Source organism: Williamsia muralis NBRC 105860 (assembly GCF_001598915.1).
Taxonomy (GTDB): Bacteria; Actinomycetota; Actinomycetes; order Mycobacteriales; family Mycobacteriaceae; genus Williamsia; species Williamsia muralis.
The window spans coordinates 350,510-375,050 of sequence record NZ_BDAP01000005.1 but is presented as its reverse complement, the minus strand read 5'-3'; the positions used below and the strand labels follow the sequence as shown (position 1 = coordinate 375,050).

Here is a 24,541-nt window from a genome sequence, read left to right as displayed (position 1 = left end):
TCAGGTGGGCGTCATCCCGGCGCCTCGATCCATCCGGAACCGAGGTGCCGGCTGTGCCTGGCCGGTCACCAAATCGGCAATCATGCTTCCGATCAGCGGCGCGAACTTTGCCCCGTGTCCTGAACAGGGTGAGGCAACCACAAGGGGACCACTGCGGTCGAGGATGAAGTCTTCATCGCTGGTCATCGTGAACAGGCAACTCGACTCGGCGATCGGTTCGGGATGCACGGCAGGCAGCCATTCACTGACGTAGTCGACGACGTCTTGTCTTTGCTCGTCGGTGATGCGGCCGTCCCGGCTGTCGGCAGTGGTGGTGACGCCGTCATCGAATCGCGCCACCTTCATCGCCGGCACCGGAACGTCCTCGCCCGAGGCCAGTCCGTACATCTGACGGCCGTCCATATGGACAAAAGTAGGAAGGGTGGGGTGGCCAGGCCGCATCGGGAAGTGGAACACCTGTTGTTGACGAATCGTCAAGGGTGGCAACAACTTGTCATCAGGCCGCCCGAACTCGAGAAGTGCGCCGGCAAAGTCGGGTAACCAGGCGCCCGCGGTGAGCACCGTCACGTCGGCGATTATCTGATCACCGTCTGCCGTGCGCAGGGTGACCTCGCCCGTCGGTGTCGGATTCGCGTCGACGACCCGGGTCCGGGGAAGGATCTGCGCGCCCGCGGCAGCTGCGAGCGACGCGGCCGCGAACACGGTGCTCTCCGCGTCGATCACGCCCGAACACGGGTGGAACATCACATCGGTGTCGAATCGCATGCCCGGCCAGCGCCGGGCGGCCTCGGTGGGGGAGAGCAACTCGTGCTCGACGCCGTGTAGAGCCATCTGCTCGGCCAGGGTCGCCGGCATGCGCTCGAGTCCGTGGTCGAGGCCACCGGTGCCGGTGATCAGGGTCGTGCCGGATTCTTGTTGCAGTGCCTGCCACTTCTCCAGTGCCAAGCCGGTCATCGCGACGTACAGGGGATCGGGATACGCGCGGCGGAAGATCCGAGAACGTCCGTGCGAACTGCCATGGGCATGGCCGAGATCAAACGCTTCGATCAACGCGACCGAGAGCCCGCGTCCGGTCAATTGCCACGCGGCACATGCCCCCATCAGTCCTGCACCGACGATGGCCACGTCCACCCGCTGCGCCGTCATGGCTCGACGGTCGAACCAGGCAGGCGTCGACCGGCGACCGAAAGGGGTAACCGAGGGTCGTGCTGGATGCTGAACCTCCTGGTGGAGACCATGGTTGACCAGTATGGAACCGGCTGCGGGGCCTGTCCACTCGAGCCGGAGAATGGCCAGGAAGACCGCGTCACCTGACGTCGGGTACGCCGACCCACTGGTACACGAGGTCGCGGACGCCGGCCAGACCCAGAGTGCGTCCGACAGCGGATTCCACCGCGAACACGTCCGGGTCTATCTCGTCGCGCATGGTGGCCCCGAACGCTGCCAGTTCCACCACATCCATCCGCTCGGGTGAGAACCCGGTGAGTTCGGTCAGGTCATCCACGGCTCCGATCAGCTGCGCAGCCGCAGCCGGCTCAGAGCGGCGGAACAGGACGTAGGCGAGTGTGAACAGGCCCACCATCGCCGAGGTGAGGTCATCGGCCCGCTCGCAGTACGCAAGCATGTGCCCGAGTTTTCGTTCGGCGGGGCCGTTCCAATTCTCTTGTGCAATATCGCTTTTGGCATGGATCCAGAGGATCGAGGCAGCGCACCAGTCATAACCGCAACCGCGGGCGGTCTCCAGCGCGGTGGTGAAATGCGCTGCAGCGGCGGCGTGATCGCCGGCACGGAAATCTGCGGTGCCCAGCGACATCAAGGATTCGGCTGCAGTCCAGGGGTAGTTGTATCGCCGCGCGATCTCGAGCGCGATGGCGGCATGCTCCCGGCCGGCATCCACCAGCCCCGACCCGGATTCGAAAAAGGCGAGGGTGACCGCTGCGTCGCCGCGGGCAACCTGTTCGCCTGCGTCCGGAGAGTCCACATCGAACGTTGCAAACACCTCGCCGAGAGTGCCGAGGGCCGCGAACAACGCCGGGAGATCGGCAGCCAGGTAGCTCATTATGGTCCGGCCGGCAATGGCTCGGACCCTGGTCGCGATCGGGATGTCGGTGGGGGCGGTCAGGGCGGGTGCGAGCATCCGCATACCTTCGTCGGTGTGCCCGCGGCGGTACCAGAACCAGTACACGTTCCCGACCACTTCGAGGTACGTCTCCTGTGAGGTGCTCTCCCGAGAGAGCGCTGCCCGGATGTTGTCCATGTCGGCACCGAGCCTGCGCGTCCACGCCAGGCATTGCGGGCCGCGCAGTCCGAGGTAGGCGTCGGTGGCCACCGCAACCACCCATGCGGTGTGGGCATTTTCGAGTTCCGCCGCTCGAGCCGGATCTTGTTGAACGAGGGCGTAACTGCGCAGGGTCTCGAGCATGAGATAACGCCGTGGATCTCCGCCTACCGCCTTGAGCATCGACTTGTCGATCAGGGCGTTGAGGTCGGTGAGAAGATGCCGGTGCCGGGTGACCTGTCTCGCCGCGTCCAGGTCGAATCCGCCACTGAACACCGCCAAATCGCAGAACAGTTGCTGCTGACTGTCGGTGAGGGAGAAGTACGAGCCGTCGATGGCCGCCTGCATGGTGGCGTGCCGCTTGTTGGTACGTGGTCCGCCGCGCAACACTTCGAAGCGGTCGTCGAGCATGTCGATGATCTGGCGAACGGAGAGGGTCGAGGACTGGCCGGCGGCGAGCTCGATGGCCAGGGGCATGTGATCGATTGCGGCACAAAGGTGTTCGATATCAGCCTGTTCGGCATCGGCTGCGCCCGAGCCCGCCCGCTCGAGAAAGAGGTCTGCCGAATCGTCCAGCGGCGGCATCTCGTAAACGGTCTCACCGGCGACGCCGATCGCTTCGCGACTTGTGGCCAGGATCTGGATCTTCGGACACGTCTGCAGCACCGTGGTGGCGAGTGCGGCGACCTCGTCGAGCAGATGCTCGCAATTGTCAAGAACGAGAAGGAAATTGCGGTCGTGCAGGAGTGAGGTGAGTACGCCGATTCCGCCGGAGACGGTCAGTCCGAGCGTCGCGATGACGGTGTCCAGCGTGTCGCCGGGGCGGGTGACCCCGGCGAGCTCGATCAGCCAGGGCCCATCGGCATCTTTGCGTTCGCGGGCCACCTCGAGGGCAGCGCGGGTCTTTCCCATCCCGCCCGGACCGGTGAGGGTGACCATTCGCTGCGAGTTCAGAAGGTCGCTGATCTGTTCGATCTGTTCTTCCCTGCCGACCAGGGAGGTCAGCGCCAACGGGATGTTGCCGGTCGGACGCTCCGGGTTACCGACTGGCCCGGGCGCGGTGACGGTTGCCGCATGTCGCTCGCGCGGCATCAGCGCCGGGTCCTGCCGCAGGATGGCGTCCTGCAGTTCGAGGAGACTGTGCCGGGGATCGGCGCCCAGCTCCTCGGCGATCCGGCTGCGTGCCTCGCGCAGAGTCTGGAGGGCGTCGCCCTGGTTGCCGGCTCGATAGTGAGCCAGCGCGAGTAACTCCCAGGCACGTTCGCGCAGGGGATCGGTCGCGATGATCGACTCGAGCTGCGCTGTGACGGCGGTGAACTCACCGCAATCAGATCGCGCGGCAAGGAGGTGTTCGGTGGCATCTGCCCGCAGACGTTCGAGCCGCACCGTCTCGATGGCGGCGAAGTCCCAATTCGCCGCATCCGCATACGCCGGGCCCCACCACAATTCGAGTGCCTCAGAGATGGTGCGCCGGGCGGATTCGCTGTCCCCGGCGGCCAACTGTTCACGGCCCGCGGTGGCGAGCGTCTCGAATCGGGCGGCGTCGACCTGGCCGGGGTCTACCACCAGCGCATACCCGGTGCCCCGCCGGACCAGGATTTCCGGTGCCGCGCGTCCGCGCTCGGGTTCGAGGGCTTTGCGCAGTGCTGCCACGTATGTCTGGAGCGTCAGCTGGGCCGAACGAGGCGGCTTGTCGCGCCAGAGATCCTGAATCAGGGTGGAGTCGGGGACCATGTGGCCGTTCGACATGATCAATCTCGCCAGCAAGGCGCGGGGGAGAGGACCACCCAGAGTGACCGGTTCACCGTCGCGAATGACGGTGAGTGCGCCGAGAACTCGCACCGAGATGTCAGACATAGACACCGACGATAGAGACATCGGTGCACCTTCGACACCCGAGCGGATAGATCACCCGGCGAACTCCACGGTCCTGTCGGGCGGCTCAGCCCGGGGCAGCCGCGTTATCTGCGTCGTCGGACCACAACCCGATGCTCTCGAGGTGGCGCATCAGCCGCTCGGCCCCGTCGGTGAACTGCCGACGAGTCTGTTCGACGACCTCGTCGCGGTCGCCACGCCGGTACGCGTCGATGAGCTTGAGGTGACTGTCGTAGGCGACCTGCCCCCACTGTGGGTCGTTCGCGTAGAGCTCCTGCGGGGTGTACCGGGTGGCGTTGAGCAGGAACCACGCCAACTTGTCTCCGTTGGCGATTCGGTTGTGCACCCGATGGAACTCGAACTCGGCCGACACGATCTCGGACACTCGGCCGGCGGCCAGCGCGTCCTGTAGGGCCTCGTTCAATTCGGCGAGGCGGTCGAGCTCGGCAGAGGTGATGGTCGAAGCAGTCCGCACCGCCAGCTCCACGGCCAGCACACTCTGCAGCCAGAAGATGTCGGCCACGTCCTGGCGGGTGAGGTCGGCGACCACGTACCCCCGATGCGGTACCAGGTTGACCATGCCTTCGCCCCGCAATGTCAGCAGGGCTTCTCGCACGGGGGTGACGCTGACCTCCAGTTCCACCGCGGTCTCGTCCATCCTGATGAACTCGCCGGGGCGAATCGTCCCGGACATGATCAGGTGACGCAGATGACCGGCGACCTCCTCGGAGAGGCCAGGTCGCCGGCGCATCGTCGCTCGCGGTGGTGTCGTCAAGACGTCAGAGACCGTACGTCTTGCCGATGATGTCGCGCTGGATCTCGTTGGTTCCGCCATACACGGTCGATATGATCGCACCCCGCATCAGACGCTCTGCATCGAACTCCGTCGCGTAGCCGTAGCCACCCATCATCTGCATGCCGTCGATGGTCATCGCCTTCGACACCTCGGTGGCCTTGAGTTTGGCCATCGATGCCTCACGCGGCAGCATCTTCTTGGGATTGGCGTCGGATTTCTGGGCCACGCTGTAGACCAGCAGTTTGGTGCACTCGATCTCGGTGGCGTGGTCGGCCAGCCGATGGCGCAGCGATTGGAATGTGCCGACCGGGCGGCCGAACTGCTTGCGCTCGGTGACGAACTCGAGGGTGTTGGCGAAGGACCGTTCTGCGACACCGAGCTGCATGGCAGCCAGGATCAGGCGTTCGGTGTTGAGGCCACTCATGAGCTGCATCCAGCCGCCGCCGACCTCGCCGACCACTGCGCTGTCGGGAACGCGGACGTTGGTGAAGTAGAGGTCGTTGACCTCTCGGCCGCCGAGCGTGTCGATGCCCTTGATCTCCAGTCCCTCGGTGCCGGCAGGGATGTGGAAGAAGGTCAGTCCCTCGTGCTTCTTGCCGGTGCGATCGGTTCGAGCCACGAGGAGGATGCTCTTGGCGAAGTGCGCGTTGGAGCACCAGGTCTTCTGACCGTTGATGACCCAGCCGCCGTCGACCTTCTCGGCACGGCAGGTCAGTGCGGCAACATCGGAACCGGCCTCGGGCTCCGACATCGAGATGGAAAGTGATTCACCCGCAACGACATCGGCGAGAACTTCCTTCTTGAGCTGCTCGTCGGCGAACTTCTGATAAGCGCCGGCGGCGATCAAGGTGGGGCCGATGCCGCCGATGGGGGCGTTGCCGCGCATGGCCTCTTCGAGGAGGATGCACATCTCGACATTGCCGGCGCCGGCTCCGCCGAACTCCTCGGGAACGAGGATGCCTGCCCAGCCGAGGTCGGCCATCTTCTTGTACAGCTCCACCGAGTGCAGTTCGGCACCGGCGGCGGTGAGGGCGTCGCGCTGCTCGCGGGTCCCCGCTTCGCGTTGACAGAAATCGGCGACCGACTTGGCGAAGTCGGTCTGCTCGGGGGTGAGAATCGACATGAAAATGGCTCCTAGATCAGTTCGTGGCCTGCTGTCGCGAAGGTATCACATCAAATATATTTGATGGCCTGTTGCTGTGTCAGGGGCCACAGGGCCTACATTGTCGGCATGAGCCCGAAAGCCAAGCTGGGGGGAACCGGCGATCGTGGTGCCGATTCGACGCCGCCCGACACTTCAGACATCCCCGAGACGGACACGACTTCGTCGAACCCCGGCCGAGACGCCGCAGCCGGGAACGATCCCTCTCCGTTCGATTCTGCGGAGTTCCTCGAGGCCAACCGCCGGAACCGCGACAAGATGCGGGCCGCTGCCCAAGCGCGCCGTGCCAAGGAGGAGGCTCGCGCGCGCAGACGGTCGGGCCGGTGGTGGCGGCGGTCGGCCGCCGCCGCGCCGGACACTGCCGTCGAATCGGAGCCCGCCGATGTTGAACTCGAGCGACCCGGTGATGGCCGTTGGACGGTCCGGGTGCTGTCGGCACTGCTTGTTGTTGCACTGGCCGTCGCAGGTGTTTTCATCTACCTCTACCGAGATGCGGACAGCCGCGCCGACTCGGCAGACCAGGTCAACCAGTTGCGCCCCGGCGCAGTCCAGCTCGCCGGCGAGTACGCAACCACGCTCCTGACCTATGACTCGGCAAACTTTGCCGCGCTCGACGAGCGCATCACCGAGATCTCCACACCGGCATTCGCCCGAGACTTCATCGAAGGGTCGCGACAGGCCCGCGAAGGGACGGCCAACGCGCAGGCGGTCGCCAAGGCCGAGGTGGTCTCTGCCGGTGTGATCTCGGTGTCGTCCACCGAGGCAGTTGTCCTTCTGGCCATCGACCAGGCCGTGACGGCGCCTGGGACCGCGGAGCAGTTCCCGGACGGCGTGCCCTACCAGTCGCGCGTCGAGGTGACACTCCAATGGATGCCGGACGGCTGGAAGTTGGCCGACTTCAAGGTGATCTGAAGCTGGTCAGGTGATGTTCTGCCCGTTGCCGAGAAGGATCGCCGACATGACCGCCTCGATGCGTCTGCGGGTGGAGGGACGCGCGTCGTAGCGTTCCCAGTTCCCAAGGTCCAGAACGGTGTTGGTCGCGGCGTGCACGAGATACCGTGCCTCCACGGGGTTGAGATCCGGCCTGATCTGGACGACCAGTTGCGCCCATTCTTCGACGTTGCGGCGTTGCTGGTCGCGTAGCTCGGCGCGCAGCGGGTCGGGCACGCTACCGATTTCCGAGAGGTACAGGTTCAGCAGGTCACTGTTGACAAAAGACATCTCGACATACCGCGACACCAGGTTGTCGAGGGCCTCTCGCGGGGTGGCCGATTCCGCGAGGGCGTCGCTGATCCCGGCCGTGAGACGCTCACTGGCACGTTGGAAAGCGGCGGTCAGCATCGCGACCTTGGTGTCGAAGTGCCGATACACGCCGGACTGATTCATGCCGACGGCCGCGCCGATCTCTTCCATCGTGACGTCGTGGAAACCGCGCCCGCGCATCAGCCGAATGGCCTCGGTCAGAAGGGCTTCGCGTTTGGACGCCATCGCCATTCCGACCGGGCCGGCAGCGGCGTCCCCGACGGGGGGCTCCACGGGCGGGAGTTCGGTGCGCGCCACCGTCATCGCCGCGGACATGATGATCGCTTCGATGCGCTTGCGCGGCAGCGACGCCCGGTGCGTGGTGATCGAACCGATAACGCTCAGCACCGATCCGCTGAGGTATCTGGCATCGGTGTTGAGCCGGCCGGCGACGGTCGGATTGCTCTCGGTCAGTTCCGGTCTCATCCTGCCGAGCGGCGTGGCGAAGCGGGTGTGCATGCGACCGACCATCTCGCCCAGCGCCTGCCGATCGGGCTGAGTCAGGTATCGCGCCTCCCACCGGTACAGCGCCCCACGCGACCGGTTGTCGATCGTGGTCCGGGTCAATTCGGTGATCAACAGGCGCAGTTCCTGTTCGGGGTCTTCCGGTAACTCGGGCACAACTTCCATGGCACGTTCCAGGTCGGCGCCGAGCGTCCGCACCGTCTCCGAGAAGAGCGCGTACTTGTTGGGGAAGTGGCGATACAGGGCGGGTCCACTGATCCCGACCTCGCCGGCGATCTGGTCCACGCCCGTCGCGAAATAGCCTCGTTGGCTGAACGACTCGGCAGCGACGCGAATGATCTGATCGCGTCGATCCTTCGGTCGTTGCCGAGGTTTCGGCGTGTCGCCGGTGGTTGTCTGGGCCGTCTTCAACCGGCCGTTGGCAGATGCCATCCGATCATGCTAGCTGCAGGTACCGCGTGGGCGCAGGGGTGGTCCGCCTGTGTTGTGCGTCGCCACAGGCGACGTGCGACGTCACTTGACGCCCCCGACCACGATCTGAGAAGTTAATGTGGATTCACGTGATCTGTGTCGCAGCTGCCAGATCTGAGCCGAGGGTGGCATCTATGCAAGGGCAAGACGGCCTGACAACGTCGATCGACGAACGTGGAGTGGCTCGGCTGGTGATCAACAGGCCTGAGCGAAAGAACTCCATGGCCTCCGAGACCAGTGCAGCCTTCATCGAGGTGATGACCGCGTGGGCGAGGGACGACTCAGTGCGACTGGTTGTACTGGGCGCACCGGGTCGCGACTTCTGCACCGGGGCAGACATCGTGGCGATGGCGTCAGCCGAACCGCCGCAGTCGCCGGAAGAAGCCAGAGCCCTCGCCGAGCAGACCATCGACACCGGTTCAGACGTGGTCCGCGCCATTCGCGCGATCAAGGTTCCCGTGGTCGCCGTGGTCGGTGGGGCGGCTGTCGGTATCGGGGCCTCGATCGCGTTTGCCTCGGACCTCGTCTACGCCGCGTCCGACGCCTACTTCCTGCTCGCCTTTGTGAACATCGGGCTGATGCCGGACGGCGCCGCCACCGCCACCGTCGCTGCCGCGGTCGGCAGAGCCCGGGCCAATGCGATGGCGCTCCTCGGAGAGAAGCTGCCGGCTGCGCAGGCCTGGGCAGACGGTCTGGTGACGGCGGTGGTGGAACCGGATGCGCTGCAGGCCACGGTCGACAAGGTCATCGACAAACTGCTGGCCGCATCGCCACGGGCATTGGAGCTCACCAAACAGGCGGTCGACGCTCAGACGCTGGCGGGGTTCGACCTCGCACTCGATCTCGAACGTGAGGGCCAGATCGAACTGCTGCAGTCGCCCGAGTTCGCGGCGCTCATCGAAGCATTCGCCTCCCGCGGCAAGGCACGCACGCCCGTATCGGCGTCCAACCAGTAATTGACAACAATGGCCCGTTCGACGCGAACGGGCGGTCCCACGACAGGAAGCAGAACATGACGAGCACCACGCTGGCCCAATCAGACCACTTGGTAGAAGAGCCTTTCCGGTCGCGCCGGAACAACTGGAACACCCACGTGCGGCGGCACGCGACGATGAAGCCGAACGACGTGGCGTTGCGTTTCCAGGGTCAGGACACCACGTGGAAAGAACTCAACGACCGCTCGGTCGCGTTCGCTGCAGCCCTGTACCGACGGGGTGTGCGTTTCGGCGACCGTGTGTTGATCCTGATGCTGAACCGCAGTGAGTACGTCGAGGCGATCTTCGGCGCCAACCTCATCGGCGCGATCGCGGTGCCGGTCAACATCCGGATGACGCCTCCCGAGGTCGGATTCCTCGTGGCCGACAGCGGTGCGAAGGTTGTCATCACCGAGTCGCTGCTGGCGCCGTTGGCCGATGCGGTCCGCAAGGGCACCGATGGCATCGAGAACCTGATCATCGTCGGCCCGTCCGACGTCGCCGACGCGCTCGACTACGAGCACCTTCTCGCAGAGGACCCCTCCGATCTGCCGGCGATCGACGTGCCGGAGAACTCGATCGCGATGATCATGTACACCTCGGGAACCACCGGTAACCCCAAGGGCGCCATGCTTTCTCACGCGAACATGCAGGCGCAGGCGGTCACCTGTATCTCGGCTCTGCACATCCGTAACGATGACGTGGGCTCCTGTGTGGCTCCGATGTTCCACATCGCCGCGATGGGTGCGATGGCCCCGCTGTTCTACATGGGCATCCGTACGGTGATCCATCCCCTCGGGGCCTTCGACCCGGAATCGCTGCTCGACGTGCTGGAGAAGGAAGGGATCACCTCGATCTTCCTGGTCCCGGCTCAGTGGCAGGTGGTGTGCGCGGTGCAGCAGGCCAAGCCCCGCAACCTCAAGTTGCGCGTGATCTCGTGGGGTGCGGCTCCCGCATCGGACACGGTCTTGCAGGCCATGGCCGACACCTTCCCCGAGGCGATCAACGTCGCGGTGTTCGGTCAGACCGAGATGTCGCCGATCACCTGTGTGCTCGAGGGCAAGGACGCGCTCCGGAAGCTGGGTTCGGTGGGTCAGGTGATCCCGGCGGTTCAGGCCCGTGTGGTGGACGCCGAGATGAACGATGTGGCTCCGGGCGAAGTGGGCGAGATCGTCTACCGCGGTCCCACGATGATGGAGGGCTACTGGCAGAACCCTCAGGGCACCGCCGACGCATTCGCCGGTGGCTGGTTCCATTCCGGCGACCTGGTCCGCATGGACGACGAGGGTTTCATCTACGTCGTGGACCGCAAGAAGGACATGATCATCTCCGGCGGCGAGAACATCTACTGCGCTGAGGTGGAGAATGCGCTCTTCGCCCATCCGAAGATTCTCGAGGCAGCGGTGGTCGGCAAGGCTGATGACCGCTGGGGTGAGGTACCTGTTGCGATCGTGGTGCTCAAGCCCGGCGAAGAGCTGACCTTCGATGAACTGATCGAGTTCTTGAACGAGCATCTCGCGCGCTTCAAGCAGCCCAAGGAAATGATCGTCATCGACGAATTGCCGCGCAACGCGTCGGGCAAGGTCGTCAAGCCGTCGCTGCGCAAGGAGTACGGCGGCAAAGACGCCGGTCTCAAGCACTGACACACCCAGGAGACACCGCGGGACCCCCGATCGACTCTTCGACGAGACGGTCGGGGGTCCTCGTTATTTCCCGTCGTTTGCCGGGTTTTCGGAAAGTCTTCTGACACAGGTCAAGACCCGTTCTGGCCCTGAAAACTGAAACACGTTACACTTCTTGAAGACCAGTGACCGTCGTCACTGCAGTGGTCGAACCGTGGTGACGTGGTCACCTTCAATGCAGAAGAGCGGTGCCGCGTCGGGCGCCGCGAGTGGAGGGTTTGAATGAAGACCAAAGGCGCTTTGCTCCGGAACTTCAACGAGAAGTGGGCGATCGAAGAGATCGAGATCGGTGACCCCCGCAAGGGCGAGGTCAAGATCCGGATGGAAGCCGCCGGGATGTGCCACTCCGATCACCACTTGGTGACCGGCGGCATCCCGATGGCTGGGTTCCCGGTGCTCGGCGGCCATGAGGGCGCCGGAGTCGTAGACGAGATCGGCGAAGGCGTCACCGACTTCCAGGTCGGCGACCATGTGGTCCTCTCGTTCATTCCCTCCTGCGGCAAATGTCCGTCGTGCCGTTCCGGACAGAGCAACCTCTGCGACATGGGGGCCATGCTCCTGCAGGGAGAAGCGGTGTCCGACCACACCTTCCGCGTGCAGACCGCAGACGGCGAGAACGTCTACCCGATGACCCTGCTCGGTACGTTCGCGCCATACATGGTGGTCCACGAGACCTCGGTGGTGAAGATCGATCCAGAGATCCCGTTCGAGGTCGCCTGCCTGGTGGGCTGCGGTGTTCCCACCGGTTACGGCTCGGCCACCCACAGTGCGAACGTGCAGGCGGGTGAAGATGTCGCGATCGTCGGCATCGGTGGTGTCGGTATCTCCGCTCTCCAGGGAGCTGTGCTCTCGGGTGCACGCTACGTCTTCGCCATCGACCCGGTGGAGTGGAAGCGCGAGCAGGCCATGAAGTTCGGGGCCACGCACGCATTCGCCAGCGTCGAAGAAGCAGCAATGACCATCGCCGAGGTGACCGCCGGACAGATGGCAAAGAAGGTGATCGTCACCGTCGGTGAGGTGCACGGCAAGGATGTCGATCTCTGGATGGGCATCACGGCCAAGGCCGGCACCTGCGTGCTCACCGGCATGGGCAGCATGATGGAGTCCGACGTCACCCTCAACCTGGCGATGCTGACCCTGCTCCAGAAGAACCTGCAGGGAACGATTTTTGGCGGCGCGAGCCCCAAGCTCGACATCCCGCAGCTGCTGTCGCTGTACAAGATGGGCAAGCTGAACCTCGACGACATGGTCACCCGCCAGTACCGTCTCGACCAGATCAACGAGGGCTACCAGGACATGCTGGACGGCAAGAACATTCGTGGAGTCATCCGCTTCACCGAAGAAGACCACGCGGTCTGATCAACCGAAACCCTCTCACCGGGGCCGGCGAGCGCACACTCGCCGGCCCCATTTTTTGTCTCCCGGGTCTGGTCGGGCGCCTCGCACAGGAGGTGTCCAACCGCTGCGCCGCAACGATTTCCACAGGTGTGTAGCTGCGACGTGTTGCTCGTGCGGCCTCGGTCGTGATGGCATGAACGCATGCTCAGACAACTCGAGGAATGGCCGGTCGACACCGTGGCGGCCGCGGTGGTCGCCGGTGGAGAGGTCATCGAACGCCATGGCGACCAGCAGCGGGTGTTCCTGCTCGCGTCGGTCACCAAGCTGCTCACCGCACATGCGGCTCTGGTGGCGGTCGAAGAAGGGGCGATCGAGCTCGATCAGCCGGCCGGGCCGGAGGGCTCTACCGTTCGCCATCTGTTGGCGCACGCATCGGGCCTGCCGTTCGAGGGGCGTGCCCCGACGGCGGGTGTGGGGGAGCAGCGGATCTACTCCAGCGCAGGATTCGAGGTGCTCGCCGATCTGATCGGGGCGGAGACGGGTATCGAGTTCGCGGACTATCTGCACCAGGGCGTGTGCGAGCCGCTCGGCATGGGGTCCACGTCATTGCAGGGGTCGGCGGGGCACATGGCGCACTCGACGGTCGAGGACCTTGCGGCTTTTGCGGTCGAGCTGCTCAATCCCAAACTGGTGTCGTCCTCGTTGTTCGCCGACGCGACGTCGGTTCAGTTTCCCGGCCTCGACGGGTTCGTGCCCGGGTACGGAAAGCACCGTCCGTGCGATTGGGGTCTGGGGTTCGAACTGCGCTCGAACAAGGATCCGCACTGGACCGGTGCGGCCAACAGCCCGGAAACCTTTGGGCACTTCGGTCAGTCGGGCACGTTCTTGTGGGTCGATCCGGCGTTGTCGGCAGCGTGCGTTGTGTTGACCGACCGAGCTTTCGGGCCGTGGGCGAAGCCTTTGTGGAGCGAGTTCAACGATTCGGTTGTCGAGTCGCTGACACATTGAAATCACCGTGCACTAGCGCAACACGGGTCACTTAAGGCACAATAAACACCAAAGGTGTGATATCTGCTCCTGGGTACGACAGACGTTGGGGAAGACGTTCTCGTCGAAACCGGAGGTGGAAAGTGCGCAATCTGAATCAGTTTGCGGACGTGACATCGGGTGTTGTGTACATACACTCCTCACCCGTCGCGTTGTGCCCACATGTGGAGTGGGCTCTTTCGTCGACCCTTGACGCCCGCGCCAACCTGAAATGGTCGGCGCAGGACGCAGGGCCGGGGTTGCAGCGTGCCACGGTGGACTGGGTGGGGCCCGTGGGTACGGGTGCCCGACTGGCCAATGCTCTCCGTGAGTGGACGGTCCTGCGGTTCGAGGTCACCGAGAACGCCAGTGAAGGTGTGGACGGTGAACGCTTCAGCCATGTGCCCGGTCTCGGATTGTGGCGCGGTTCGATGAGCGCCAACGGCGACGTGATCGTGGGCGAGATGCAATTGCGCGCACTCATCGAATCGCACACCGACGGAATGGAATTGGCCGGCGCGCTCGATGCCGCGCTCGGCACAGCGTGGGACGAGGCGCTCGAGTCGTTCCGCATGGGTGGCGATGGCGCAGAGGTCACCTGGCTGCATCAGCGCGTGGGCTGAACGTACAGAACAAACAAAAGCGGGCCCGGACTGAAAAGTCCGGGCCCGCTTTGTTTGTTATGGCTGCGCCGCCCGTGAGCGAAGGTGTGGGCCGCGTGCGATGCAGTGAGGAACGCGGTCGCGAAGCGGCCACGTGACGAGCGAAGAGCACGCACTAAGGCCCACACCAAAGCGAACAGTTACAGGGGTATGTTCTTGTGGCGTCCGCGCCGAGCCGGCGCCGAGGCCAGGGCTTCGGCGATGATGCTGCGGGTTTTGGCGGGATCGATGATCTCGTCGACCACGCCGATCGACTGTGCGCGACCCACGCCGCCGGCGATGGCTTCGTGCTCGACGGCGAGGCGTTCGTGCAGTGCTTCGCGCTCGTCGTCGGGCGCTGCTGCCAGGGCTTTCTTGTGCAGGATGCCGACCGCGGCCTTGGCGCCCATGACGGCGACCTCGGATCCCGGCCATGCGAACACGGCGGTGGCACCGAGGGCACGCGAGTTCATCGCGATGTAGGCGCCGCCGTAGATCTTGCGGGTGACCAGGGTGACGCGGGGAACCGAGCATTCGGCGAATGCGTGGAGCAGTTTGGCTCCACGTCGGACGACGCCGTCCCATTCCTGGCCGACGCCGGGGAGGTAGCCCGGGACGTCGGTCATCACGATCAGAGGGATGCCGAATGCGTCGCAGAGACGCACAAAACGTGCGGCCTTCTCGGCGCTCTCGGAGTTGAGGCAGCCGCCCATGCGCAGCGGGTTGTTGGCGATGACGCCGACACTTCGGCCGGACAGTCGGCCGAACCCGATGGTGATGTTCGGAGCCCATTTTGCTTGCAGCTCTTCGAAACTCGAGATCTCGGTTTCGCCGTCGGCCGCGATGTCGGTGTCGAGCAGGGCCCGCACGATCGGGTGGACGTCGTATGCGCGACGGTTCGACTCGGGCAGCAGGGCCCGCAGGTCGGTGTCGCCGGCTTCGGCCTTCTGACGGCTGAAGTGTCCTTGCTGGCTGAAGGTGGCGATGAGTCGGCGAGCTCGCCAGTAGGCGTCGGGCTCGGAGTCTGCGGTGATGTGCGAGACGCCTGACTTCTTGCCGTGGGTGAGTGGGCCGCCGAGCGACTCCATGTCCACGACCTCGCCGGTGACGCTCTTGACCACGTCGGGGCCGGTGACGAACACGCGTCCGGCCGGGGCCATGATCACGATGTCGGTGAGGGCCGGGCCATATGCGGCGCCGCCAGCTGCGAAGCCGACGACCACGGAGATCTGCGGGACGTAACCCGATGCGCGGACCATCGCCTCGAACACCTCGCCGACGGCGTGCAGTGCTTCGACGCCTTCGGCCAACCGCGCTCCGCCGGAATGCCAGATACCGATGACCGGTGCCTGCTCGGCGATGGCGGTGTCGATGGCGTTGACGATGTGCTTACATCCCACCACCCCCATGGCCCCACCCATCACGGTGCCGTCGGTGCAGTAGGCGACGGTGCGAACACCGTTGACTCGCCCGACTGCAGCCTGCACTCCCGACTTGTCGCGGGGGTGCAGTAACGACATCGACGCTTCGTCGAAGAAATTGGTCAAGCGCAGCAATGGATCTCGCGGATCGACCGACTCTTCGTGCTTGGTGATCGGGGCCATGGTGGTCATGGAATCTCCTTACAGGTAGATCTTCAAGCGCCCTGTCGTGAAGGAACAGGGGGCAACGGGTCAGTAGCGCCCAAAGGCGAGCGCGACATTGTGCCCACCGAATCCGAACGAGTTGTTGATGGCGTATTCGATCTGGCCGTAACGGGGTTCACCGTGAACCACGTCGAGGTTGATTTCCGGATCCTGATTGTCGAGGTTCAAGGTCGGAGGGATGACTCCCTCTTCGATGGCCTTGATGGTCAGAACCGATTCGAGTGCCCCCACCGCACCGATGGAGTGCCCGAGGGCAGACTTCGGTGCGTAGACCGCGGCATGATCGCCGACGGCCGCGTTGATCGCGAACGCTTCAGCCGTATCGCCCACCGAGGTGGACGTGGCGTGGGCGTTGACGTGGGTGATGTCCGATGCACTCAGCCCAGCTGTCGACATCGCGCGTTTCATCGCCCGCGCGGCGCCGGTTCCCTCCGGGTCGGGTGCGACCAGGTGGTAGCCGTCGGACGTGATGCCCGCACCGAGCACGCGCGCGTGGATGTGCGCGCCCCGAGCACGAGCGTGGTCCTCACGCTCGATGACCATGAGAGCAGCGGCTTCGCCGAAGACGAAGCCGTCGCGGTCCTTGTCGAACGGGCGCGAGGCTGCGGCCGGGTCCTCGTTGCGGGTGCTCATCGCACGCATCATCGCGAAACTCGCGATGGGCACCGAGTCGATGTGACCCTCGACGCCACCGGTGACGACGATGTCGGCGTCACCCATGACGATCTGACGCCACGCGTGGGCGATGGCCTCAGATCCCGAGGAACAGGCGGAGATCGGCGTGATGACGCCGGCCTTGGCCCCGATCTCGAGGCCGACGACCGCGGCGGGACCGTTGGGCATCGACATGGGTACTGCCAGCGGGGACACCTTGCGGTAGTTGCCCGTGGTCTTCATGACCCTGTCGGCCTCGATGAGAGCGTCGCCGCCACCGAGCCCGGTGCCGATGACAACACCGAGACGATCTTTCTCGACGTCGGGCTCACCGGCATGCACCCAGAGACGCTTGCCCATCACGTAGGCGATCCGCTCGACGTAGGCCATGCGGCGGGCCTGGACCCGCGAGACCTCGTCAGTCGGATCTTTGACAAGCCGCCCACCGAACCGGACCGGGAGGTCGTACTCCTCGACCCAGTCGTCGGTGAGCGTTTTGATGCCACTCTCTCCGGCGAGAAGACCCTTCCACGTGGAATCGAGGTCTTCGCCGACGGAAGTGGTGGCAACCATCGATGTCACGACGACGTTCGGGAAATTCCCGCCGAGGGTGGAGTAATCGCGAAGAGAGTTAGTCACTACTGGTCACTCACCGGTCTTGTCGGCGTCCAGCTTGGCGCGGATCGCGTCGGCGGCCTCGGAGTTCTCGGCTTCGAGCTTCTGGATGTAGGACACAGCGTCTCCGACGGTGCGCAGTCCGGCGAGGTCCTCATCGGGGATCTTCACGCCGTACTTGTCTTCGGTCTGCACTGCGATCTCGACCATCGACAGCGAGTCGATGTCAAGGTCGTCGACGAACGACTTCTCCACAGTCACCTCAGAGGGCTCAATGCCGGTGACCTCCTCGATGATCTCAGCGAGTCCGGCAATGATTTCTTCCTGTGCGGCGGCCACTATGTGGCTCCCTTCTTCTTCGTAATGCGGGTGTCTTCCGGACGGCGTGCGAACGCCGCGTTGGACTGTGACGACCTGCGTGCTTGGTCTGTCACTTTCCGGGGATGGAGACGCGAGGTGCGTCGCCACCGCTATCCAAGATCGGTGAGTCCCTCGAGGTCGTCGGGGGTCTTGAGGGCCCGGGTGGGAGTTCCCTTGAGTTCGCGCTTGGCGATTCCGGTGAGTGTGCCGGCGGGCGGCAACTCGACGAGCGCGGTGGTGGCTTTTTCGCGCATCGTGGCCGAGCACAGGTCCCACCGCACCGGGCTGGTGACCTGGGCGACCAGTTTGTCGAGCGCATCGCGCCCGGAGGTGACGGGCTGGCCGTCGGAATTGGAGAGCAACGTCCTGTTCGGGTCTTGCGGGACGATGTCCGCAGCAGCTTGGGCGACCGCTTCCTGCGCAGACTCCATGTATTTGGTGTGGAAGGCGCCGGCGACCGCGAGCTTACGGATGCGCGCCTTCTCCGGCGGGTTCGCGATCAACTCGTCGATGGCCGCGACTGCGCCCGCAGCGACGATCTGTCCCGCCGCGTTGCGGTTGGCCGGAACCAGGTCGAGTTCTTCGAGACGGGCCAGGACGGCAGCTTCGTCGCCACCGAGCACCGCAGCCATGGTGGTGGGTTCGAGTGCACATGCCTTCGCCATCGCGGCGCCGCGAACAGCAGCCAGGGCCACGGCCTCATCGGCAGTCAGTACGCCGGCGATGGCGGCTGCGGCCAGCTCGCCCACAGAGTGGCCGGCGACGAGAGCGTCGGCCGGCAGGGGAGAGCGTTTGGAGAGTTCGTCGAATGCGAGCAGTGCGGACACCACCACCAGCGGCTGGGTGACGGCGGTATCGGTGATCTCGTCAGCCGTCGCGGTGGTGCCGAGGCGTGCGATGTCGAGTTTCGTCATCTTCGACCAGGTCGAAACCTGGTCGCGGGCGCCGGGCAGCTCAAGCCAAGGGGTGAGCATACCGACGGTCTGGGAACCCTGTCCGGGCGCAAGCAAGGAGAGCACGTGACAAGAGAACACCCTATTGGCGTGTGGTGAGGGTGTTGGACGCGATGAACCTTGAGCAAGGCCTTTGTGGGGTTCCCACAAATGACCACATCAGCGTGCCTGCATCGTCACCACATCGATATGCGTTAGCCAAATGTGAAGTGATGCACAATTGTCACCTTGGTCCTCAGTGTCCTGTTGCGCGTGTGACTGAAGAGAAAACTGTGCGCATGTCGTGTCGAACTCGTGCCAATCTGCCGACAGTTGTGGCAACCCTAAGTACGTACGCATCTCGTGGGTTCATCGGATCGCGGCCAGTTATGTCCGAAATCCGCTTTAGTCGATATCTGACAGTATTTGGATGGACGAAGAGCTCCCGGGCACAGGACTCCACCGACCCTCCGGAGTCGAGGTAGGCGTCCAGCGTGACGGTCAAAGTGTCGCCGCCTTTGGTCAACGGGGTGATCAGGGAGTCGTTGAGGGTCGTCATCGCGGTCTGATCGCCGAGCAATGCCCGCTCCGGCAGCAACTCCCAGGAATGCACCGGCCGCGGAGCGCTGGGCCAACCCGCCACTGCCTCGATACCGGCGAGGGCGTCGATGGCGCTGGTGTGCGCGGCCCCGAGATTGGGTGTTGTCGGGCCGATCACCACCGGCCCCTCGGCAAAGAGATTCAGCAGATCGATGACAAATGGCTCGCTCACGGCCACCGGCCCGCTGACGATGGCGACCAGCAGGCTGCCCTGGACGACGGACAACGCCGCGCGGTCGTGCTGGCGGGCAGTGTTGTGCACCGCCAAGGGAACCGACACGTTGCGCTCGGGTGGCGGCATACCGACCAGCACCGTTGCGGTGGCTTCGGTGTCCCAGTTCAGCGCAGCCGCCCGCGACAACAAGGTGGGTCCGGAGTCGCCGCGCACCACGGCGTCGACGACCAGTGCTTCGAGCCGCGAATCCCACGCACCGCGTGATTCGGCTGCGGATGCGTAGATGGATGCCGCCGCGAACCCGATCTCGCGCCCGTAGCGCAGCACCGATTCGGTGAGTGCGCGCAGCTGGGCGTCGTTTCGGGCTAGAAGTGGCAGCCACTTCTCGAAGAACTCCATGGCCACCCGGACCATCTCGACGGTCTGCAGCAAGCTGATCCGCCGCGCCAGATCCTGCGGCACCACCTGGAACGCCTGCACCGTGAACTTCACGTTGCCTTCGGGATCCTGAAGCCACTCGACGAAGTTGACCACTGCGGTCTGAACGACCAGCTGCACACTGGCTCGCTGACCTGCCTCGAGGTCGGCGAAATACGGCAGTTGGTCTTGCATCGAGTGCACCGCCTCGGTGGCCAACCGACCGCTGTACTGCTTCACCCGGCGGAGCAGCGTGTCCGGCAATGCGTCGTGCACGTTGGCCGGGGCGGGCACATGGGCACCCCTCGGCCCGAAGAGATCGCCGGCGGGCTGCTCGACCGCACGTGACTCATCCATCTGACCAATCTATGTCAGCGGGACGGTTTCAGGTCGGACGCTGCCTGCAGGCGATCCCCTCGACGGGCGGAGTGGGACTCGGCTCAGGCGCCGGGACCCGGGTCGCTCGTCTGCTTCGGCGCTGCGAGTACGTCGTCGATCTTGTACTTCGCGGCGGCCTCGGCAGCGACCTTGGCCTCGATGTGGCCGTCGCGGGCCAGCGCCGACAGCACACCCACCGCGATCGACTCACCGTCGACGTTGAAGAACCGGCGCGCGGCCGGCCGGGTGTCGGAGAAACCGAATCCGTCGGTACCGAGGGTGAGATAGGTGCCGGGAACCCAGGCGCGGATCAGTTCGGGAACCCCACGCATGAAATCGCTGGCCGCGACGAACGGACCCGCGGCTTCGGTGAGCGCTTCGGTCACGTACGGCTGCTGGTGCTCACCGTCGGGATCGCGGAGCGATGCCTTCTCGTACTCCACGCCATCACGGGACAGCTCGTTCCACGACGTCACCGAGTAGACGTTTGCGCCCACGTTCCATTCCTCTGCCAGCAACTCTTGTGCTTTGAGCGCACTGGGCATGGTGATGCCGGAGACCAGGATGTTCGCCGGGTACTCCTTGCCTTCGGGAGCTTCGGCGTAGCGGTAGATGCCCTTGAGCAGTCCGGCGACGTCGAGGTTGTCGGGCTGCGCCGGCTGACTGATCGGCTCGTTGTAGATGGTGATGTAGTAGTAGATGTTCTCGGGATCTTCCCCGTACATTCGGCGCAGGCCGTCGGCGATGATGTGCCCGAGCTCGTATCCGAACGCCGGGTCGTAGGCCACCACTGCCGGGTTCGACGCCGCGAGCAGCAGCGAATGCCCGTCTGCGTGCTGCAGACCTTCACCGGTGAGTGTGGTGCGACCGGCGGTGGCTCCCAGGACAAATCCTCGCGCCATCTGGTCGGCAGCCGCCCACAGTCCATCGCCGGTGCGCTGGAAGCCGAACATCGAATAGAAGATGTACAGCGGGATCATCGGCTCGTCGTGTGTTGCATACGACGTACCTACAGCGGTGAACGATGCCGTGGAACCGGCTTCGTTGATGCCCTCGTGCAGGATCTGCCCGACCGAGCTCTCCTTGTACGCGAGCATCAGCTCGGCGTCGACGGAGGTGTAGAGCTGACCGTTGCGGTTGTAGATCTTGAGCGACGGGAACCACGAGTCCATACCGAAGGTGCGGGCTTCGTCGGGGATGATCGGCACGAGGCGCTTGCCGACTTCCTTGTCGCGCATCAGTTCCTTGAAGATGCGGACGACGGCCATGGTCGTGGCGACCTGCTGCTTGCCCGAACCTTTCGCGGCCAGTTTCAGCGCCGGCGCGGTGTCCGGCTTGAGCACCTTGCTCTTGGTGCGCCGAGCGGGCAGGAAACCGCCGAGCGCCTTACGGCGATCGAGCATGTACTGGATCTCGGGCGCGTCGTTGCCGGGGTGGTAGTACGGCGGCAGATAAGGATCCTTTTCGAGCTCGGCGTCGCTGATCGGGATGCGCGTGCTGTCGCGGAAGTCCTTGAGATCGTCGAGGGTCAGCTTCTTCATCTGGTGTGTGGCATTACGGCCCTCGAAGTGCTTGCCGAGTGTGTAGCCCTTGATGGTGTGCGCCAGGATCACCGTCGGTTGGCCCTTGTGCGCCAGCGCCGAGGCATAGGCCGCGTGGACCTTCTTGTAGTCGTGGCCGCCGCGCTTGAGGTTCCAGATGTCGGCGTCGCTGAGGTCTTTGACGAGCTCCTTGGTTCGCGGGTCGCGGCCGAAGAAGTGGTCGCGGACGTAGGCACCGTCGTTGGCCTTGTAGGTCTGGAAGTCACCGTCGGGGGTGCTGTTCATCAGGTTCACCAGCGCGCCGTCGCGGTCCTTGTGCAGCAGCGAGTCCCACTCGCGACCCCAGACGACCTTGATGACGTTCCAACCGGCCCCGCGGAAGAACGACTCGAGTTCCTGGATGATCTTGCCGTTACCGCGCACCGGGCCGTCGAGGCGCTGCAGGTTGCAGTTGACGACAAACGTCAGGTTGTCGAGGCCTTCGGTTGCGGCGACGTGCGCCAGGCCGCGTGACTCCGGCTCGTCCATCTCGCCGTCGCCGAGGAATGCCCAGACGTGCTGATCGCTGGTGTCTTTGATGCCGCGGTCATTCAAGTAATGGTTGAACCGCGCCTGATAGATCGCGTTCATCGGGCCCAGGCCCATGGACACGGTCGGGAACTGCCAGAAGTCGGGCATCAGCCGAGGGTGGGGGTATGACGGCAGGCCACCGCCCTCGCCGGCGTGGGAGTGCTCCTGACGGAACCCGTCCATCCGCTTCTCGTCGATGCGGCCCTCGAGAAACGCGCGTGCGTAGATGCCGGGGGAGGCGTGACCCTGGATGAAGATCTGGTCGCCGCCACCGGCGTGGTCCTGGCCGCGGAAGAAGTGGTTGAAGCCGACCTCGTACAGCGCGGCCGACGAGGCATAGGTGGAGATGTGGCCGCCGACGCCGACGCCGGGACGCTGTGCGCGGTGCACCATGATTGCTGCATTCCAGCGGATGAAAGCGCGGAAGCGGCGTTCGACTTCTTCGTCACCGGGGAACCAGGGTTCGCTCTCGGTGGGGATGGTGTTGACGTAGTCGGTGGAGGTGAGGGCCGGGATCGAGACCCGCTTCTCCCCGGCGCGCTCGAGCAGGCGAAGCATCAGGTACCGGGCCCGGCCGGGGCCGGCGTTCTCGAGTAGACCGTCGAAGGACTCCAGCCATTCAGTGGTCTCATCCGGGTCGATGTCCGGGAGGTAGGACGCGACTCCTTCTCGGATGACGCGAACCCGCTGCTGGTTCTTCGGTGCTTTCGTGCTGTCAGTCACTACGCTGGTCTTCTCCTCGAGTCGTCCGGCAGGGTGGCTGCCAGAAACCAAATGTGGCGCTGGACCCTGGTGAGGTCCTCGGCGTTCTCTCAATCGTGCCGCATGTGATGTTCGTTGGCATCGGAGGACGGCAAACTAGCCGAACCTACATGTGTTGCTCTGGATGTTCGAGCGGTACATGGGGCAGTATCTGCTCTGTGAAGTCCAGGTGGGTGGTCGGCGTTGTGGTGGCCGGGGCACTTTTCACCGGATGTGCCACCACCGTCGACGGTTCCAGTGGCGTCGATCCCAGCGACGTGCGCGCCTATCAGAGCGACGTGTCGGTCGCGGCCGAGCAATCGAGGATCGCAGAATCGTCGAGGGCCGCCGAGGCTGCGCGCACGCTGACGGTCGGCCTCTGCGCGCAATTCACCACCACTGTGGTGACCATGCTCAACGGCTACAACGAGTTCGTCACCAAACTCAATGACGTGCAGTCCTATTCGCAGATGGGCGACAGCAGTCGGGTGGTGGTCGACCAGCTCACCGCCGGTGAGCAGGCAATTACCGCGAAACTGGTGGGCGGCGTCGAGCAGCCCGTGCAGACTCTCGTACGGAATTTCCTCGACCGCAACCGGGAGTTGGTGGCCGCGGTGAGGAACGAATATCGGGCCGGCCTCAACGATCCGGCGGACAAGTGGATCGACGCCAGGAACAAGGCTGTGGACGCGTGCGGGAAAGTTGCCGGTTGAAAAAGGTGCCATTCGGCTTGCAACTTGGGGGTTTACCCTGTTCGCTTGAGTCATCGAAGCGGACACGGACAGTGTTCGCCTATTTTTCTACTGACAGGAGGTCGTCGCGTTGGTTGCCGCTTCAGATGGTGATCGCGTCCAGAAGCTGGGAGTGACAGCGGGCATGATCGTGCAGGAGCTGGGGTGGGACGAGGACACCGACGACGACCTGCGTGCCGACATCGAGGATGCCATCGACGCCGAGATGGTGGACGAGGACTCCGACGAGGTCGTCGACATGGTGGTGCTGTGGTGGCGGGACGGTGACGGCGATCTGGTCGACGCCCTGATGGATGCCATCACGCCGCTCGCCGACGACGGGTTCGTGTGGGTGTTGTCGCCGAAGACCGGAAGTGACGGTTACGTCGACCCCAGTGAGGTCGCCGAAGCCGCGCCGACCGCGGGCCTCACCCAGACCAGTGCCGTGAGTTTCGGTGATTGGCTGGGATCTCGTCTGGTTCAACCGAAGACGCGAGCCGGCAAGAAGGCATGACCGACTCCGCTCATCAGGAGCTCGCGGTGGGAACCGCGGCTCCTGACTTCACGTTGCGTGATCAGAACAATCAGGACATCACCCTCTCCAGTTATTTCGGTAAGAAGAACGTGCTGCTGGTGTTCTTCCCGATGGCGTTCACCGGCACCTGCGAAGGTGAACTGAGCATGGTGCGCGATCGGCTGCCGGACTTCGAAAACGACAACTCGGCGTTCATCGCGGTGTCGGTGGGCACATCGCCCACTCACAAGGTGTGGTCGGCGGCCCAGGGGTATCTCTTCCCGATTCTCGCGGACTTCTGGCCCCACGGCCGTGTCGCTCAGCTGTATGGCGTCTTCAACGAGGACAAGGGCTACGCCAACCGCGGCACCTTCGTCATCGACAAGACCGGACACATCGCGTTCTCCGAGCAGATGGCCGCCGGGCAGGTCCGTGACCAGTCGCTTTGGGAGAAAGCCCTGGCCGCGCTAGATTCTTGAAGGTGTCTGACGCCTTCGGGTGTCGGACGGGCGGCGAGTCCATGTTTTCTCTCGCCGTCGCGGCCGGTCGAACTCGCCTTCGGTTCGGTCGCCCCGCGCGTATAGCTCAGCGGTAGAGCTCTGGTCTTACACACCAGCGGTCGGGGGTTCAAATCCCTCTGCGCGCACCATCATTTAC

The 24,541-nt window shown here is 64.5% G+C and carries 20 protein-coding genes and 1 tRNA gene; 10 read left to right on the top strand and 11 right to left on the bottom strand.

Going from position 1 to position 24,541, the window contains the following annotated elements; translation table 11 throughout:
• From WIMU1_RS19680 to WIMU1_RS19665, 4 genes are all read right to left on the bottom strand, one after another.
• Window positions 1–1,146, bottom strand: coding sequence for an FAD-dependent oxidoreductase (locus WIMU1_RS19680; protein WP_062799673.1), 1,146 nt, complete (start codon window positions 1,144–1,146; stop codon window positions 1–3).
• A 160-nt stretch (window positions 1,147–1,306) separates the two neighbouring features.
• On the bottom strand, window positions 1,307–4,135 hold the full coding sequence (locus tag WIMU1_RS19675; RefSeq protein ID WP_062799671.1) for an AfsR/SARP family transcriptional regulator: 2,829 nt from the start codon (window positions 4,133–4,135) through the stop codon (window positions 1,307–1,309).
• Between the two features lie 85 nt (window positions 4,136–4,220).
• On the bottom strand, window positions 4,221–4,904 hold the full coding sequence (locus WIMU1_RS19670; RefSeq protein WP_023953919.1) for a GntR family transcriptional regulator: 684 nt from the start codon (window positions 4,902–4,904) through the stop codon (window positions 4,221–4,223).
• A 28-nt stretch (window positions 4,905–4,932) separates the two neighbouring features.
• Entirely contained in the window at window positions 4,933–6,072 is a 1,140-nt protein-coding gene (locus WIMU1_RS19665; protein ID WP_023953917.1) for an acyl-CoA dehydrogenase family protein, read from the bottom strand.
• Between the two features lie 108 nt (window positions 6,073–6,180).
• Here WIMU1_RS19665 and WIMU1_RS19660 point away from each other — a divergent pair, with 108 nt between their 5' ends.
• Entirely contained in the window at window positions 6,181–7,023 is an 843-nt protein-coding gene (locus WIMU1_RS19660; protein ID WP_062799667.1) for a hypothetical protein, read from the top strand.
• 6 nt (window positions 7,024–7,029) lie between these two features.
• On the opposite strand, the gene WIMU1_RS19655 is transcribed toward WIMU1_RS19660, so the two are convergent.
• A complete protein-coding gene (locus WIMU1_RS19655) occupies window positions 7,030–8,310 on the bottom strand; it encodes a TetR/AcrR family transcriptional regulator (RefSeq protein ID WP_062799666.1) in 1,281 nt (426 codons plus the stop codon).
• A 173-nt stretch (window positions 8,311–8,483) separates the two neighbouring features.
• Between WIMU1_RS19655 and WIMU1_RS19650 the strand changes: the two genes are divergently transcribed.
• The 5 genes from WIMU1_RS19650 (at window position 8,484) to WIMU1_RS19630 (ending at window position 13,992) form a co-directional block, all read left to right on the top strand.
• Window positions 8,484–9,305 carry an enoyl-CoA hydratase-related protein gene (locus WIMU1_RS19650; RefSeq protein ID WP_062799664.1) on the top strand — a complete coding sequence of 274 codons (822 nt, stop codon included), beginning with the start codon at window positions 8,484–8,486 and terminating at the stop codon, window positions 9,303–9,305.
• A gap of 56 nt (window positions 9,306–9,361) precedes the next feature.
• Window positions 9,362–10,966 (top strand): fatty-acid--CoA ligase FadD5, encoded by a 1,605-nt coding sequence (fadD5, locus tag WIMU1_RS19645; RefSeq protein ID WP_062799663.1) that lies wholly within the window; start codon window positions 9,362–9,364, stop codon window positions 10,964–10,966.
• A 261-nt stretch (window positions 10,967–11,227) separates the two neighbouring features.
• On the top strand, window positions 11,228–12,364 hold the full coding sequence (locus tag WIMU1_RS19640) for an NDMA-dependent alcohol dehydrogenase (protein ID WP_062799661.1): 1,137 nt from the start codon (window positions 11,228–11,230) through the stop codon (window positions 12,362–12,364).
• Between the two features lie 180 nt (window positions 12,365–12,544).
• On the top strand, window positions 12,545–13,351 hold the full coding sequence (locus tag WIMU1_RS19635) for a serine hydrolase domain-containing protein (RefSeq protein WP_062799659.1): 807 nt from the start codon (window positions 12,545–12,547) through the stop codon (window positions 13,349–13,351).
• A 122-nt stretch (window positions 13,352–13,473) separates the two neighbouring features.
• The gene (locus WIMU1_RS19630) at window positions 13,474–13,992 is read left to right on the top strand and encodes a DUF3145 domain-containing protein (RefSeq protein ID WP_062799658.1); all 519 of its coding nucleotides are present in this window, start codon (window positions 13,474–13,476) and stop codon (window positions 13,990–13,992) included.
• Window positions 13,993–14,171: 179 nt separating this feature from the next.
• On the opposite strand, the gene WIMU1_RS19625 is transcribed toward WIMU1_RS19630, so the two are convergent.
• The 6 genes from WIMU1_RS19625 to aceE all read right to left on the bottom strand — a co-directional run bounded on the left by WIMU1_RS19625 (window position 14,172) and on the right by aceE (window position 22,621).
• Complete coding sequence (locus WIMU1_RS19625; protein WP_023953901.1) at window positions 14,172–15,623, bottom strand: acyl-CoA carboxylase subunit beta; 1,452 nt, start codon at window positions 15,621–15,623, stop codon at window positions 14,172–14,174.
• A gap of 60 nt (window positions 15,624–15,683) precedes the next feature.
• Entirely contained in the window at window positions 15,684–16,949 is a 1,266-nt protein-coding gene (locus tag WIMU1_RS19620; protein ID WP_030171718.1) for a KasA/KasB family beta-ketoacyl-ACP synthase, read from the bottom strand.
• 6 nt (window positions 16,950–16,955) lie between these two features.
• Window positions 16,956–17,264 carry a meromycolate extension acyl carrier protein AcpM gene (gene acpM / locus WIMU1_RS19615; RefSeq protein WP_062799656.1) on the bottom strand — a complete coding sequence of 103 codons (309 nt, stop codon included), beginning with the start codon at window positions 17,262–17,264 and terminating at the stop codon, window positions 16,956–16,958.
• A 131-nt stretch (window positions 17,265–17,395) separates the two neighbouring features.
• On the bottom strand, window positions 17,396–18,304 hold the full coding sequence (locus tag WIMU1_RS19610; protein ID WP_062799654.1) for an ACP S-malonyltransferase: 909 nt from the start codon (window positions 18,302–18,304) through the stop codon (window positions 17,396–17,398).
• A gap of 169 nt (window positions 18,305–18,473) precedes the next feature.
• On the bottom strand, window positions 18,474–19,766 hold the full coding sequence (locus tag WIMU1_RS19605) for a PucR family transcriptional regulator (protein ID WP_062799652.1): 1,293 nt from the start codon (window positions 19,764–19,766) through the stop codon (window positions 18,474–18,476).
• Window positions 19,767–19,849: 83 nt separating this feature from the next.
• Window positions 19,850–22,621, bottom strand: coding sequence for a pyruvate dehydrogenase (acetyl-transferring), homodimeric type (gene aceE, locus WIMU1_RS19600; RefSeq protein ID WP_062799650.1), 2,772 nt, complete (start codon window positions 22,619–22,621; stop codon window positions 19,850–19,852).
• Between the two features lie 197 nt (window positions 22,622–22,818).
• Between aceE and WIMU1_RS19595 the strand changes: the two genes are divergently transcribed.
• The 4 genes from WIMU1_RS19595 to WIMU1_RS19580 all read left to right on the top strand — a co-directional run bounded on the left by WIMU1_RS19595 (window position 22,819) and on the right by WIMU1_RS19580 (window position 24,533).
• Window positions 22,819–23,352, top strand: coding sequence for an Rv2240c family protein (locus WIMU1_RS19595; RefSeq protein WP_120802708.1), 534 nt, complete (start codon window positions 22,819–22,821; stop codon window positions 23,350–23,352).
• A 109-nt stretch (window positions 23,353–23,461) separates the two neighbouring features.
• Window positions 23,462–23,884: a DUF3052 domain-containing protein gene (locus WIMU1_RS19590; RefSeq protein ID WP_062799646.1), complete on the top strand. Its 423-nt coding sequence runs from the start codon at window positions 23,462–23,464 to the stop codon at window positions 23,882–23,884.
• Complete coding sequence (locus WIMU1_RS19585) at window positions 23,881–24,363, top strand: peroxiredoxin (RefSeq protein ID WP_062799645.1); 483 nt, start codon at window positions 23,881–23,883, stop codon at window positions 24,361–24,363. The genes WIMU1_RS19590 and WIMU1_RS19585 overlap by 4 nt, the downstream gene beginning before the upstream one ends.
• A gap of 95 nt (window positions 24,364–24,458) precedes the next feature.
• Window positions 24,459–24,533, top strand: a tRNA-Val gene (locus WIMU1_RS19580).
• Window positions 24,534–24,541: the final 8 nt, after the last annotated feature.

Excerpts from the sequence above, each read along its gene's own strand:
- WIMU1_RS19680 (WP_062799673.1), bottom strand. The coding sequence starts at position 1,146 with ATGACGGCGCAGCGGGTGGACGTGGCCATCGTCGGTGCAGGACTGATG.
- WIMU1_RS19675 (WP_062799671.1), bottom strand. The coding sequence starts at position 4,135 with ATGTCTGACATCTCGGTGCGAGTTCTCGGCGCACTCACCGTCATTCGC.
- WIMU1_RS19670 (WP_023953919.1), bottom strand. The coding sequence starts at position 4,904 with ATGCGCCGGCGACCTGGCCTCTCCGAGGAGGTCGCCGGTCATCTGCGT.
- WIMU1_RS19665 (WP_023953917.1), bottom strand. The coding sequence starts at position 6,072 with ATGTCGATTCTCACCCCCGAGCAGACCGACTTCGCCAAGTCGGTCGCC.
- WIMU1_RS19660 (WP_062799667.1), top strand. The coding sequence starts at position 6,181 with ATGAGCCCGAAAGCCAAGCTGGGGGGAACCGGCGATCGTGGTGCCGAT.
- WIMU1_RS19655 (WP_062799666.1), bottom strand. The coding sequence starts at position 8,310 with ATGGCATCTGCCAACGGCCGGTTGAAGACGGCCCAGACAACCACCGGC.
- WIMU1_RS19650 (WP_062799664.1), top strand. The coding sequence starts at position 8,484 with ATGCAAGGGCAAGACGGCCTGACAACGTCGATCGACGAACGTGGAGTG.
- fadD5 (WP_062799663.1), top strand. The coding sequence starts at position 9,362 with ATGACGAGCACCACGCTGGCCCAATCAGACCACTTGGTAGAAGAGCCT.
- WIMU1_RS19640 (WP_062799661.1), top strand. The coding sequence starts at position 11,228 with ATGAAGACCAAAGGCGCTTTGCTCCGGAACTTCAACGAGAAGTGGGCG.
- WIMU1_RS19635 (WP_062799659.1), top strand. The coding sequence starts at position 12,545 with ATGCTCAGACAACTCGAGGAATGGCCGGTCGACACCGTGGCGGCCGCG.
- WIMU1_RS19625 (WP_023953901.1), bottom strand. The coding sequence starts at position 15,623 with ATGACCACCATGGCCCCGATCACCAAGCACGAAGAGTCGGTCGATCCG.
- WIMU1_RS19605 (WP_062799652.1), bottom strand. The coding sequence starts at position 19,766 with ATGGATGAGTCACGTGCGGTCGAGCAGCCCGCCGGCGATCTCTTCGGG.
- WIMU1_RS19585 (WP_062799645.1), top strand. The coding sequence starts at position 23,881 with ATGACCGACTCCGCTCATCAGGAGCTCGCGGTGGGAACCGCGGCTCCT.